Source organism: Geodermatophilus sp. SYSU D00814, assembly GCF_054050055.1.
On record NZ_JBJGYP010000002.1, the window covers coordinates 215,443 to 228,059 of the forward strand.

At 76.9% G+C, this 12,617-nt stretch carries 15 protein-coding genes; 7 read left to right on the plus strand and 8 right to left on the minus strand.

Annotated features, from left to right (window positions below; translation table 11 throughout):
* Positions 1–13: 13 nt before the first annotated feature.
* On the plus strand, positions 14–1,108 hold the full coding sequence (locus ACI780_RS02660; RefSeq protein ID WP_457000642.1) for an EAL domain-containing protein: 1,095 nt from the start codon (positions 14–16) through the stop codon (positions 1,106–1,108).
* On the opposite strand, the gene ACI780_RS02665 is transcribed toward ACI780_RS02660, so the two are convergent.
* The gene (locus tag ACI780_RS02665; protein ID WP_457000643.1) at positions 1,086–1,667 is read right to left on the minus strand and encodes a histidine phosphatase family protein; all 582 of its coding nucleotides are present in this window, start codon (positions 1,665–1,667) and stop codon (positions 1,086–1,088) included. The genes ACI780_RS02660 and ACI780_RS02665 overlap by 23 nt on opposite strands.
* Positions 1,668–1,749: 82 nt before the next feature.
* Complete coding sequence (locus ACI780_RS02670; protein ID WP_456870348.1) at positions 1,750–2,247, minus strand: STAS domain-containing protein; 498 nt, start codon at positions 2,245–2,247, stop codon at positions 1,750–1,752.
* Between the two features lie 167 nt (positions 2,248–2,414).
* On the opposite strand from ACI780_RS02670, the gene ACI780_RS02675 reads away from it, so the two are divergent.
* The 4 genes from ACI780_RS02675 to ACI780_RS02690 all read left to right on the plus strand — a co-directional run bounded on the left by ACI780_RS02675 (position 2,415) and on the right by ACI780_RS02690 (position 5,339).
* The gene (locus ACI780_RS02675; RefSeq protein ID WP_457000644.1) at positions 2,415–3,569 is read left to right on the plus strand and encodes an acyl-CoA dehydrogenase family protein; all 1,155 of its coding nucleotides are present in this window, start codon (positions 2,415–2,417) and stop codon (positions 3,567–3,569) included.
* Complete coding sequence (locus ACI780_RS02680; RefSeq protein ID WP_456870350.1) at positions 3,562–4,239, plus strand: PaaI family thioesterase; 678 nt, start codon at positions 3,562–3,564, stop codon at positions 4,237–4,239. The genes ACI780_RS02675 and ACI780_RS02680 overlap by 8 nt, the downstream gene beginning before the upstream one ends.
* Before the next feature lie 99 nt (positions 4,240–4,338).
* On the plus strand, positions 4,339–4,935 hold the full coding sequence (locus ACI780_RS02685; protein ID WP_457000645.1) for a dihydrofolate reductase family protein: 597 nt from the start codon (positions 4,339–4,341) through the stop codon (positions 4,933–4,935).
* A 41-nt stretch (positions 4,936–4,976) separates the two neighbouring features.
* Entirely contained in the window at positions 4,977–5,339 is a 363-nt protein-coding gene (locus ACI780_RS02690; RefSeq protein WP_457000646.1) for a hypothetical protein, read from the plus strand.
* A 42-nt stretch (positions 5,340–5,381) separates the two neighbouring features.
* On the opposite strand, the gene ACI780_RS02695 is transcribed toward ACI780_RS02690, so the two are convergent.
* The 5 genes from ACI780_RS02695 to ACI780_RS02715 form a co-directional block, all read right to left on the minus strand.
* Positions 5,382–7,244: a DUF222 domain-containing protein gene (locus ACI780_RS02695; RefSeq protein ID WP_457000647.1), complete on the minus strand. Its 1,863-nt coding sequence runs from the start codon at positions 7,242–7,244 to the stop codon at positions 5,382–5,384.
* A gap of 158 nt (positions 7,245–7,402) precedes the next feature.
* Entirely contained in the window at positions 7,403–8,521 is a 1,119-nt protein-coding gene (locus ACI780_RS02700; RefSeq protein WP_457000648.1) for an NAD-dependent epimerase/dehydratase family protein, read from the minus strand.
* A 9-nt stretch (positions 8,522–8,530) separates the two neighbouring features.
* Complete coding sequence (locus ACI780_RS02705) at positions 8,531–9,820, minus strand: MFS transporter (protein WP_457000649.1); 1,290 nt, start codon at positions 9,818–9,820, stop codon at positions 8,531–8,533.
* A complete protein-coding gene (locus ACI780_RS02710; RefSeq protein WP_456870356.1) occupies positions 9,817–10,398 on the minus strand; it encodes a helix-turn-helix domain-containing protein in 582 nt (193 codons plus the stop codon). Before ACI780_RS02710 ends, ACI780_RS02705 begins: the two co-directional genes overlap by 4 nt.
* A 72-nt stretch (positions 10,399–10,470) precedes the next feature.
* Complete coding sequence (locus tag ACI780_RS02715; RefSeq protein ID WP_456870357.1) at positions 10,471–10,665, minus strand: hypothetical protein; 195 nt, start codon at positions 10,663–10,665, stop codon at positions 10,471–10,473.
* An 84-nt stretch (positions 10,666–10,749) separates the two neighbouring features.
* On the opposite strand from ACI780_RS02715, the gene ACI780_RS02720 reads away from it, so the two are divergent.
* On the plus strand, positions 10,750–11,151 hold the full coding sequence (locus tag ACI780_RS02720) for a DUF4440 domain-containing protein (RefSeq protein ID WP_456870358.1): 402 nt from the start codon (positions 10,750–10,752) through the stop codon (positions 11,149–11,151).
* On the opposite strand, the gene ACI780_RS02725 is transcribed toward ACI780_RS02720, so the two are convergent.
* The gene (locus ACI780_RS02725) at positions 11,152–11,997 is read right to left on the minus strand and encodes an alpha/beta fold hydrolase (protein WP_457000650.1); all 846 of its coding nucleotides are present in this window, start codon (positions 11,995–11,997) and stop codon (positions 11,152–11,154) included.
* A gap of 58 nt (positions 11,998–12,055) precedes the next feature.
* Between ACI780_RS02725 and idi the strand changes: the two genes are divergently transcribed.
* The gene (idi, locus tag ACI780_RS02730; protein WP_456870360.1) at positions 12,056–12,601 is read left to right on the plus strand and encodes an isopentenyl-diphosphate Delta-isomerase; all 546 of its coding nucleotides are present in this window, start codon (positions 12,056–12,058) and stop codon (positions 12,599–12,601) included.
* Positions 12,602–12,617 lie beyond the last annotated feature (16 nt).

Sequence of the window (12,617 nt, forward strand, 5' to 3'; positions counted from 1 at the left end):
CATCCTGCTGGCCGTGGCGAGCACGATCGGCGCGGCCCGCCGGCGCGAGGAGTGGGACCTGCCGGAGGCGGCGACCCGGGTCCTGCTGGCCAGCGCGGCCGAGCACGTGCTGCCGGCCGTGGCGGCGGTGGCGCGCGCGGTCGGGCTGTCGACCTTCGCCGCCCCGGGACTGCTCGACCTGGCCGACGAGCACGACGGTCTGGCGGTGGAGCTCTTCTTCGACCGCATCTCCCGCGAGCTGACCGGCGCAGAGGCGGAGGCCGTGCGGGTGGCCACCGACCCGGCCAACGAGTACACGGCGCTGGTGCGCGCGCTGCTGACCGCGCCCACCCTCGCCCAGGAGCTGGCCCGGCGCGGCGTCACCGCGGAGGTCGGCGTGCTGGCCGAGGCCGAGCTGTGGTCGGCCTACCAGCCGGTCGTCGCCCTCGCCGACCGCTCGGTGGTGGCCTACGAGGCACTGCTGCGCGGCGACTCCGACGGCCGCGCCGTCGACGGCGGCGACCTGTTCTTCGTCGCCGACTCCGCGGGCTGGCTGCCGCGGCTGGACCGGGTGGGCCGCGAGTGCGCGATCGCCGGCGCGGCGGACTGGCTCGGCGACGCCGACCTGTTCGTCAACACCCACCCGACCTCGGTGCTGCGGCCCGACGCCGACCTGGACAGCACCGCGCAGGCCGTGGCGCTGGCCGGTCTGCGGCCGGGGCAGCTGGTGCTCGAGGTGGGGGAGCGGGCCGCCGTCGCCGACCGCGGGCACCTGCTCGCCGTCCTCGAGTCCTACCGCGCGCACGGCTGGCGGGTGGCCCTGGACGAGGTGGCCGCGGGCTGGTCGAGCGCCTCGCTGCTCGACGTCGTCCGGCCCGACGTGGTCAAGCTCGGCCGCCCGCTGGTCTCGGCCCTGCCCGACGACGGCGCCCGCGCGGTCGTCCGCACCGTCGCCGCGCACGCCCACCGCCTCGGCGCGGTGGTGGTGGCCGAGGGCGTGGAGGACGAGCGGGCCGCCGAGGAGGTCACCGCGCTCGGCGCCGACCTCGCCCAGGGCTGGCTGTTCGGCCGGCCCGAGGCCCCCGCTACCGCCCCGGCCGCGGCGGTCAGTCCAGACCCCACCCCGTGAGCACCGGCCGCGCGTGCTCGTGGCCGAGGACCCCGTAGGCGCCGGCGGGCAGGGCGAACAACTTGCCGTCGGCCGGCTCGAGGTCCAGCCAGCGGGCGGTCAGGACGCGCAGCACGTGCCCGTGCGCGACCAGCGCGACGTCGCCGTCGTCGAGCCGCCGGCGGGCCCGCTCCAGCACCCGGTCGACCCGCTTCCCGACCTGCTCCAGGGTCTCGCCGGGGGTGTCCCCGGGCACGACGGGGTCCCGCCAGACCGACCACTCGCGGCCCAGCTGCTCGCTGATCTCGGCGGTGGTGCGCCCCTCGTAGCCGCCGTAGTCGAGCTCGACGAGGTCCTCGTCGACGGCGGTGGGGGTCAGCCCGGCCAGCTCGGCGGTGCGCCGGGCCCGCTGCCGCGGGCTCACCCAGACCTCGACGAGGTGTCGCCGGGCGAGGCTCGGGGCCAGCGCACGGGCCCGCTGCTCGCCCTCGGGCAGCAGGGGCAGGTCGGTGACGCCGGTGTGCTGGCCACTGCGGCTCCACTCGGTCGCGCCGTGCCGGAGCACCACGATCTCGCCCATGCCGTCTCCTCGTGCCGGTGTCGCCGGTCGGACCTGAGGAGCATCGTCGGGGACGGCGGCGGTTCCCGCTGGGCCTCCGGCGTCAGCGCCAGCGGTCGAGCGCGACCGGGGTGGCCGAGCGCCGCAGGCCCCGGGGGCCGTGCACGGCGTGCGGCTCCGGGCGGGGGCGGCGCGGCTCCTCGTGCAGGGACGGCACCCAGGCGGCGGTGACCGGCGGTTCGCGGTCGGGCCGCGGCGGGCGGGGGCGCACGGGGTCCTGCCCGGTCAACGGGCCGTCGAGCTCCAGCCGGCCGGCCAGGCCGGCCTCCCAGACCTGGCGGCGGACGGCGGCGGGCGCGCCGACCACCCGGCAGCGGCGGCCGGCCGCGGCGAGGGTGTCGCTGAAGCCGGCCAGGGCCTGCAGACCGGTGCCGTCGTCGAAGCGAGCCCCGGCCACGTCGACGACGACGCTGCCGGTGCCGTGGCCGGCAGCCCGGGTCAGTGCCGAGGTGAGGCGGGCGAGGGTCGGGTGCCCGGCGTCGCCGGTGAGGCGGACGACGACCTGGGCGGGCGCGGGGACGACGGCGACGGAGAGGTGCACGGCTACTCCGGGTGGCAGCGGCACCACTGGTTCGGGTGCCGCCCACGACCGTAGTGCCGCCGACCGCTGCTCACAACGGGGAGTGCTCGCCCGGTCGCTCATCGCCACCTGTGCCGCATTGCGAGGCCCGCTCGCCGGGGGTGCCCGCGCACCGGCACCATGGGGCCGTGGACGCCGAGGACTTCACGCAGATCCGGGACGCGGTGCGCCGGCTGGTCCGGGAGGTGGTGGTCCCGCGCGAGGAGGAGATCGACCTCGACGACCGCATCCCCGAGGAGCTGCGCGACGCGGCCGCCGAGATGGGCCTGTTCGGCTACGCGCTGCCCGAGGAGTACGGCGGCCTGGGCGTGGACATGCGGGAGGACGTCGAGCTGGCCTTCGAGTTCGGCTACACGACGCCGGCGTTCCGCTCGCTGTTCGGCACCAACAACGGCATCGCCGGGCAGGTGATCGCGCGCTTCGGCAGCGAGGAGCAGAAGAAGGCGTACCTGCCGCGGATGGCCGCCGGGGAGCTGATCGGGTCCTTCGCGCTCACCGAGGCCGAGGCCGGCTCCGACCCTGCCGGCCTGCGCACCGCCGCCCGCCGCGACGGCGACGGCTGGGTGCTCGACGGCGCCAAGCGCTACATCACCAACGCGCCCCTGGCCGACCTGTTCGTCGTCTTCGCGCGCACCGACCCGGAGGAGAGGGGCGGGCGGGGGATCTCCAGCTTCGTCGTCGACGCCAAGGCGCCCGGGGTCACGCTGGGGCCCCGGGACAAGAAGATGGGTCAGTCCGGAGCGTGGACGTCGGAGGTGTTCTTCGACGGCGTCCGGGTGCCCGCCGACGCGCTGGTCGGGGAGGAGGGGCGCGGGTACGCCAAGGCGCTCACCGTGCTCTCCCGCGGCCGGCTGCACATCGCCGCGCTGTGCGTCGGCATGGCGCAGCGGGTGCTCGACGAGTCGGTGGCCTACGCCGCCACCGCCAAGCAGGGCGGTGCCCCGATCGGCCGGTTCCAGCTGGTGCAGGCGCTCATCGCCGACGTGCACGCCGAGCACCTGGCCGGTCGGGCGATGGTCCGGGAGGTGGCGGCCCGTTACGACAGCGGCGAGGACACCTCGATCGGGCCGTCGTCGGCGAAGCTGTGGTGCAGCGAGATGGTGGGGCGGGCCACCGACCGCGCCGTCCAGGTGCACGGCGGGCTGGGTTACCTGCGCACCACGCCGGTCGAGCGGTTCTACCGCGACGCCCGGCTGTACCGGCTCTACGAGGGCACGAGCGAGGTGCAGCGGGTGATCGTCGGGGGAGGGCTGCTGCGCGCGGCCGGCATGCCGCGTGGGTGAGCCGCTGTCACCGGAGGAGCGGGCCGGGCGCCGGGTCGTCGTCGGGGAGCTGGGCGGCGCGCTGCGCGAGCTGGTCGACGCCGCCGTCCGCACCGAGGTGCCCGAGGCGGAGCTCGAGTCGGTGGCCGCCGCGGTGCGGGACCTGACGGCCCGGCTGCGGACCGCCGGCCGGGGGCTGCACGAGATCGCCCGCGTCGACGACCCCGAGACAGGCGAGCGCTGGTACAGCCCGGTGTACGGCCCGGGCAGCCCCGTGGCGCCGCCGCTGGTCGCGACCGACAGCCCCGACGGGCGGGCGACCGGCCGGGTCACCGTGGGCAAGGCGCACGAGGGGCCACCCGGGCTGGTGCACGGCGGGGTCGTGGCCACGCTGCTCGACCACGTGCTGGCCCGCGCACTGCGCGCCGCCGGGCGGGGTGGGCTGACCGCCGCGCTGACCGTCCGCTACCGCCGGCCGGTGCACCTCGGCGTGCCGCTGCTGCTCACCGCCGAGATGGGCGGCACCGACGGACGGCGGACCACCGCGCACGCCCGGCTGGTCGCCGAGGACACCCCCGAGGTGGTGCTGGCCGAGGCCGAGGGGACGTTCGTCGCGCTGCGCAGCGAGCAGGCCGCCGACGTCTTCGGCGCCACCGGCCGCACGGTCGGCGCCTGGACCAGCCGGAGCTGAGCGTTCCCGCGGCGCCGGACGGGCGATGTCGAGAAGGCCGCACCGGCTCCGTCCCTCGGGTGCAGGACCCACCCAGGGGTCCGATCGGAGGAGGAAGCCGTGCGCACCGTCGTCGTCAGCAACATCGTCTCCATCGACGGGTTCTACGAGGGGCCGGGCGGTGACGTCATGGCGCTGAACATGGACGCCGCCTTCGACGCCTACAACCTCGAACGGATCCGCGCCGCCGGGACCGTGCTCCTCGGCCGCCGCTCGTTCGAGGGCTTCAGCTCCTACTGGCCGACCGTGGCGGCGGCACCGCACGACCCGGCCGACCGCGCGCTCAGCGAGGACAACCGTGAACTGAGCCGGCTCTACGACCCGCTGCCGAAGGTCGTCGTCAGTGACGGGCTCGTCGTGCCGGCCGACAACCCGTGGCACGCGGTGACGTCGGTCGTGCCGCGCGCCGACGCGACGGCCCGGGTCACCGCCGAGAAGGAGCACGGGTCCGGCGACATCCTGGTGTTCGGCAGCCGGACGACCTGGAACGGGCTGCTGGCCCAGGGCCTCGTCGACGAGATCCACCTCGTGGTGGGACCCCGTGCCCTGGGCGGCGGTACCCCGACCTTCGACGCACCTGCGGACCTGTGCCTGCTGGGCGTCCGTCACCCCCAGGGATCCGACAACGTCCTGGTGCGCTACGCCGTCCGCCGGTGAGCGGAGGACCCGGCGGGCCGGCGTGCTGCCACAGTGGCCGAGTGGCCAAGGAGCGGTTCGCCCACGACGCGGTGCTGTCGATGGCGGCCGGCGCCGACCAGCGCGCGCCCGGCGGCGCGATCACCGTCGCGCTGTGCGGCAGCTGGGAGCACGAGCCGCCGTGCCCGCTCGCCCCGCACCACACCCGGGCGCAGCGGACAGGTGACGAGGTGCGACTGCGGGTGCTCTTCGCGGCCGAGCCGGAGGATGAGCAGCAGGTACGGGGGACGATCGACGACGCCCTGGCCGCGGGCACGGGTGCGACTCCATCGGGCGGGACCGTCTCGTGGCGGCTCGTCGGCACGTGGCCGTCGGAGGTCCGACCCGAGGAGCAGGAGCACGCTGCACGCCTGGCGGAGGGCTGAGTCGCACCGACCTGTCGCGCGCGGCTGGCGGCAGGGCCCGCCTCAGTAGGGCGGTGGGGTGGTGGTGGCGGTGAGGCCGGATGGGGTGGTGACGGTGAGGGTGCCGTCGGGGGCCAGGTGGTGCTGCCAGCCGGGTGCCTGGTGCTTGCCGCGGTGGTGGCCGGTGCAGTAGCCGGCCAGGTTGGCGGCGGTGGTGGGGCCGGCGGGCCAGGGGGTGTGGTGGTCGAGTTCGCCGTGGCGGGGGACGGGGCGGCGGCAGCCGGGGAAGCGGCAGCGCCGGTCGCGGGCGCGCACGAACCGGTCCAGGGCCGCGGTGGGTCGGTAGCCGGGGCTCTCGCCCGGGGGGCTCACTCCGGCGCCGGCGCGGGCGGCCTGCTGTAGTCCGGGCAGGTCGGTGAGGGCGAGCAGGGCGCCGGTGACCGCATCGGTGAGGGCGAGGCGGGGCCGGTCGGCCAGCCCGCCGCCGGCGGTGCGGGCGAGCAGGTCGGCCAGGTCGGCGCGGGCCTGATCGGCGGCGGCGAGGGCGGTGAGCGCGTCGGGTGCGGCCGAGACCCGGCCGGCGGCACTCGCCGCCCAGCCGGCCTCGTCGGCGGTGTCGGCGCGTTCGGCGGTGGCCACCGTCCGGCGGGCGTGGCCGAGGGCGCGCTCGAGGGTGAGCAGGGCGGTGCCGGCGTCGTCGACGGCGCGGTCGGCGCGCGCCCACCACCCGTCGGGCACGGCCGGGGCGGGGCGATGCCCTGGGGGTGCCAGTGATGGTGGGCCGTCGGGCCAGCTGTCGGGTGGTGGTCCGTCCTCCTCCAGGTAGCAGGGGGCCGGCTCGGCGTCGAACTCGCCGGCCAGCACCCGCTGCTCCAGCTCCTGCGACCAGCGCGCGAAGTCCTCCGCCTCGGACACCACCGCGGACGTGCCCGCCCTGTCAGGCGGCTCGGGCCCGGCCGGTGCCGTGTCGGCGGGGGTGGTGTCGGCGGGGGCGGTGTCGGCGGACTCGGTGTCGGTGGCGGCCGCGTGACCGGTGAGGGCGGCGAGCAGGGCACGCACCACCTCGGCGGGCACCACCTGGCCGTCGATCTCGCACGGGGCATCCCCGCCCAGCAGCGCCCCGACCGGGGCGACCACGGTGAGGGCGACCTGCACCGGGGGCAGGCCGGTCTCGCCGGGGCGCAGCACCAGGTCCAGCAGGCAGTCGGCCATCTTCTGCTCCCGGGTGCGTCCGTCGGCAGGCAGCGCGTCGGCGTAGGCGCCCAGCGCCGCGAGCAGTGCGGCGGCCTCCGGCGTGGTCAGCAGTGCCGACACCATGCTCATGCCGTCGACCCGGTCGGGCCGGGCGATGACCCCGCGCTCCCGCACCGCCTTCGCCAGGTCGTCCGCGGCCGAGCGGACGTTGCGTCGCAGCACCTCCCGACGCACCTTGTCGCCCAGCTGGGCCGGTGTGCTCAGCCGCCCCGCCGCCCAGGCCAGCAGGTCCCGCTCTATCGCGGCACGCAGCGCGTCGTCAGCGATCGGGGCGACCTTGTCCAGCAGCGGAGCGAGGTGCCCGACGTGCAGCGCCCCGGACTGCAGGGCATCGAGGGTGCCCGGGAGCCGGTGCACCAGTGTCAGCGACCGCTCGAGCAGCACCAGCGCGGACTGGGTCGACAGAGACAGCGCCATCGCCAGCTCCTGGGTGGCCCACTCACTGACCGGCCGCAGCACCTCGGCCCGCGCCGCCCACCGCTCCGCCGCCATCGCCCCCGGCGAGCCCGGCGGCCGGTCGGCCGAGACGGGCCGCGTCTCCGCGAACGCCGCGATCGCCCGCGCCCGCAACGCCGTCTGCCGGGACAGTTCGCGATCGGCGGCCTGCACCGCACCCAGCGGCCCCGACGCCCACCCCACCACGGGCTCGTCGGCCGCCAGCACTTCCGTCACGTGTTCGATCATACGTTCGATCGAATGGATCAGCAAGCCCCGTGGCTCCGAAAGGCCAGGTCACAGGACCGGCCGCCGCGCGGCCGCAGGCCCGACGGTGACCGGCCTCAACCGCTGGAAGGTGACGGAACCGAGGCCGTGGGCCCCGTCAGTGGCGCTCAGTCCGGACGACGGTTCGGTACGTTCGCGGGATCGCCGCCCGGGTCGTGGGAGCGGCCACCGGTGGGGGACAGCAGCGGGCCCGGCGCGCCGTCGCCACGGCCGAGGGCGGCGACGAACTGGCGCAGCACGTCGTCCCCGCGGTGTGCGGGGTGCCAGCCCAGCTGCGTGCGGGCGCGGTTGGTGTCGAGCACCGGCGACTGGATGCCGAGGTCGAGCCAGCCCGGCTCGGTAGGCACCACGTGCGCGCGGAAGGCCGCCGTCAGCCCGGTCCGCACCAGCACGGCCGGGACCGGGATCCGGGTGGTGCCCAGCGCGCGGGCGATGCCGTCGGCGTCGAGGGCGGGGTCGGCGGCGACGTTGAACGGCCCCGGGACGCGCCGGTCGAGCATGCGGACGATGGCGTCGGCGAGGTCGTCGGCGTGCACGAAGCCGACCCGCAGCGACGGCAGCGGCAGGGGCAGCACCGAGGCGAGCTGCCCGGGCACGAGGCGGACGGCGCCGAACACCAGTGGGCCGAGGAAGTAGCGGCCGATCTCGCTGGCCGCCTCGGGCTGCAGCACGAGGGTGGGCCGGACGACGGTCAGCGTGACGTCCTTCTTGCGCCCGACGACCTCGCGCACGACCCGCTCGGCCTCGGACTTCTGCCGGCTGTACTGCGAGCTCGGGATGCCGGTGACCGGCCAGTCCTCGGTCACCGGCCGGTCGCCGCCGCCCGCGGCGTAGGCGCCGAGCGAGGACATGTGCACCACGTGCTGCACCCCGGCGGCGACGGCCGCCCGCATGACGCGCCGGGTGCCGTCGACGTTCGCCCTGTGCAGCTCCTCGGACCGGCGGCCCGGCTGCAGCACCCAGGCCAGGTGCACGACGGCGTCGACGTCCTCGAGCAGGTTGGTCAGCGCCTGCTCGCTGGCGGTCTCGCCGAGGTCGGCGGTGTACCAGGTCACCGACGAGTACGGCTCGGTGTCCGGCGGCTGCCGGCGGGCCAGCCCGCGCACCTCGGCCACGCCGCTGCCCGGCGCGGTCAGCCGCCGCAGCAGCGCGGTGCCGACGTTGCCGCTCGCGCCGGTGACGGCGACCTTGAGGCCTTCGAGGTGTGCCTGGGGGAGCTCAGCCATGACGTGCCGCTACCCGCTGGCCCCCGCTGCGATACGGCGAGCTGTCTCACCCTGCGCCTCCGCGGGCCGCAGCCCGAGGGAGACCACCCCGATGAGCAGGACGGCGACGGCGCCGGCGAGGAAGCCCGCGGGCAGCCCGGCGGCGTCGGCCAGGCGGGGGAGCAGCAGGCTGCCCAGGCCGCCGCCGAGCATCAGCGCGACCGACTTCGCCGAGACCGTCGTCGACCGCTGGGCGGCGCCCACCTGCTCGTGCATGAGCGCCTGCCGCAGCGGCCAGCCGGCGCCGTTGGCCAGGTAGGAGACGACGAAGGCGACGGCGGCCACCGCGACGTGCCCGGCCAGCGCCACACCGACGACGGCGAGGGCCCACACCACCGCGGTGAGGAAGCTCGCCCAGGCCACCGACCCCCGCGCCAGCCGGCGGGCGGCCGGCGCGAGCAGCGCGCCGAGCCCCGCGGCGGCGAACGACACGGCCATGACGACGCCGTACACCACAGCACCCCGGTCCAGGCCGCCGCCGAGCTCGGCGAACCACAGCGGCCCGAGCACCTCCAGCGTGGTCAGCGCGGTGCCGGTGAGGAACGAGATGACCAGCAGCCGCCGCAGGACGCGGTGCCGCGACGCGAGCCGCACGGTGTCGCGCACCACCACCGGCACCTCCCGGACCCCGGCGGCCAGGGCCCGCAGCCCGCCGGTCGGGGCGGTCGGCAGCGGCACGACGAGCACCGCGACGGCGACCACCGAGACCACGACGAGCGCCGCGGCCAGCAGCAGGGGCAGGACCAGCGCCGCGCTGCCCCCGCCCTCGGCGAGCAGCGGCAGTGCCCCGCCGAGCGCCGCTCCCAGGGCCAGCCCCAGGCCGTCGGCGGCACCGGCGCGCGACAGGCCCGTCGCCGGGTCGGCGTCGGGGTCCGCGGCGTGCACGGTGTCGACGTACCAGGCCTCCAGCGGGCCGGAGTCCAGCGCGCGCGACGCGCCCTGCAGCCCCCAGGCGAGGGCGAACAGCGGCACGGAGTCCGCGACGGCCATCGTCAGCAGCGACGCGACGCCCAGCAGGCCGGACAGGACGAGCACCGGCCGGTGCCCAATCGCGTCGGCGAGTCCGCCGGTGGGCAGCTCCAGCAGCAGCGTGACGACGGAGTAGACGGCCAGCACCAACCCGATGTCGGCCGGGGACAGCCCGCGCGAGGAGGCCAGGAGCACCGTGATCGGCGCGGCGATGCCGACCGGCAGCCAGCGCAGCGCGGTGAGCCCGACGAACCGCCGGCCGGCCGACCGCGCCGACAGCGGCGCGCTCACGCCGGGTCCTCGGTCAGCGGGAACAGGTCGACCAGCACGTGCACCAGGGGCGCACCGGGTTCCTCGCGCTCGGCGCGCCAGCGGGCCAGCACGCCGTTGAGCTCCTCGGCCAGCTCGCCGGCGGCCGCCGGGGACAGGTGCAGCGCCCAGTCGTTGAGCGAGACGGTGTCGCGCCAGACGTCGTCGAGGGACTCCCGCTGCTCGGCGTGCGCCGCGAGCATCCGCCGCTGCCGGCCCAGGGACTGGTGGGTGAACTCCTCGACGACCTCGCGGCCGCCGGGCTGGTCGACGAGGTCCTCGGTGCGCCAGCGGGTGCTGCGGTGCCGCGCCCGCCACCAGCGCTCCCGCGCCGTCCCCTCGCCGGGGACCTCCTCGACGAAGCCGAGCGCGGCCAGCTGCCGCAGGTGGTAGCTGGTGGTGCCGCTGCTCTCGCCCAGGCGCTGGCCCAGGCGGGAGGCCGTGGAGGGGCCCTCCGAGCGCAGCAGGCCGAGCAGGCCGGTGCGCAGCGGGTGCGCCAGGGCACGCAGGGTCCGGGGGTCGGTGACGTCGACGACGGGTTCGGGCGGGACCTCGGTCACGCCCCCAGGCTAGAGATGCAGAGAACTCTTTGCAAAGACCTCTCTGCAGAGGGTTCTCTGCACCCTGCCCCGTCAGCCGTCGGAGTCCTCGCCGTCGGTGGCGTCCTCGACCTCCTGCTCGGCGTCGTCGACGCCCTCCTCCACGGTGTCCTGCACGTCGTCGTCGACGACGTCGGAGCCGCAGGCGGCGGTCACCGGGGCCAGGGCCAGGACGAGGCCGACGGCGGCGACGCGCCAGCGGCGGCGGGGGGTGGTGGCGGTGGACACGGCTGCCTCCTCGGTCTCGGAACGGTCCGGGCACCATGCCCGCACGGGCGGTCGGGCATGCCCCGGCGGCGCTACCGTCCCCGCATGAGGGGACAGCTCGCGGTCGTCGAGGCGTGGCTGGCCGCCGTGGACCGCGCCGACGCCGCCGCCGCGACGGCCCTGTCGGCGCCGGACCTGGAGGTCGTCGGACCGCGCGGCACCGTGCGCGGCCGCGAGGTGCTCGGCCCGTGGACGGCGCGGGCGGGCTTCTCCGGCGCGCCGCGGCGCTGGTTCTGCGGCGCCGACGGCGCGGTCGTCGTCGAGCAGGACGCCGTCTGGGCCGACCCGGCCACCGGCGCCGAGCGCGGCCGCGCCGTCGTCGCCTCGCGGTTCACCGTCGCCGGTGGCGTGGTCACCCGGTACCAGCGCCACGACGACGGCCTGCCGCCTGCGCTGGCCGCCGCCGGGCTCGGCCCGGCCGACGAGGTGACCGCCCGCGCCGGCTGATCAGCCGGGCGCGCCGACCGCCGTCCGGACGTGCTCGACCACGAGCGCGGCGGTGCGCTCGGCGGCCAGCTCCGGGATCCAGTGCGGCACGCCGTCGAGGACCTCGAGCCGGTAGGGCCCGGTGACGTGGCGGCGGGTCATGGCGGTGGCCGCCGGGCCGAGGAACGCGTCGCCGGTGCTCCACACGTGCAGGGTGGGCACGGGGACCTCGCCGACGGAGTCGCGGGCGGCCAGCGGGACCGCCCGGTACCAGGCCAGCGCGGCCGACAGCGCCCCCGGCTCGCGCAACCGGTCGACGTAGCGCGCGGCGGTGTCCTCGGGCAGGCCGCCGTTCTGCAGCACCCCGCGCAGCACCGCGCCGTCGCGGGCGAGCATCAGCCGCTCCGGGACGACGGGCACCTGGAAGGCGGCCATGTAGGACGACCGCAGCCCCTGGTCGCTGGTGAGCACCGCCCGCCCGGCCGCGGCCGGGTGCGGGGTGGACAGCGCCGTGAGGGTGCGCACCCGCTCCGGGTGCCAGGCACCCAGCGCCCAGGCGACCGCGCCGCCCCAGTCGTGCCCGACGACGTGCGCGCTCTGCAGCCCCGCGGCGTCCAGCAGCGCCAGGACGTCGCCGGCGACCGCGCGCAGCCGGTACGGCGAGCGGCCGCGCGGGCGGGCGCCGGGGCTGTAGCCGCGCTGGTCGGGGGCGAGGGTGCGCAGGCCGGCGTCGTGCAGCAGCGGGGCCACCCGGTCGAAGGCCGAGCAGTCCTGCGGGAAGCCGTGCAGGAGCACCACGGGCTCGCCGTCGGGCGGGCCGCCGTCGCGGACGTCGAAGGTGAGGCCGTCGTTCTGGAACTGCCGCATCCCCTCCCGGTGCCCGGGCGAGGTGTGCCGGAACCCTGCCGCGGGGGAGGATGGTCCGGTGACGGTGACCGCGGCGGAGCTGATCGTGCTGGTCGACGACGACGGGACGCCCATCGGCACGATGCCCAAGCCGCTGGTGCACCACGGCGACACCCCGCTGCACCGCGCGTTCTCCGCCTACCTGTTCGCCGACGACGGCCGGCTGCTGGTCACCCGCCGCGCGGCGGGCAAGCAGACCTTCCCCGGCATGTGGACCAACACCGTCTGCGGCCACCCGGGCCCCGGGGAGGACGACGGCGCCGCGATCGCCCGGCGGGCCTCCCAGGAGCTCGGGCTGCAGGTGGCCGACCTGCGCCCGGCGCTGCCCGGCTACCGCTACCGCGCGGAGTTCCGCGGTGTGGTGGAGAACGAGGTCTGCCCGGTCTACCTCGGCCGCTTCACCGGCACGCCCGACCCCGACCCGAGCGAGGTGGGGGAGTGGGAGCTGCTCGGGTGGGCGGAGTTCCGCCGTCGCCAGGAGGAGTCCGAGCGCGACGCGTGGTCGCCCTGGTGCCGCGAGCAGGCGCGGCTCATCGAGCAGCAGGGCCTCGTCCCGGCGTCGTAGTCGGCAGGCCACCGAG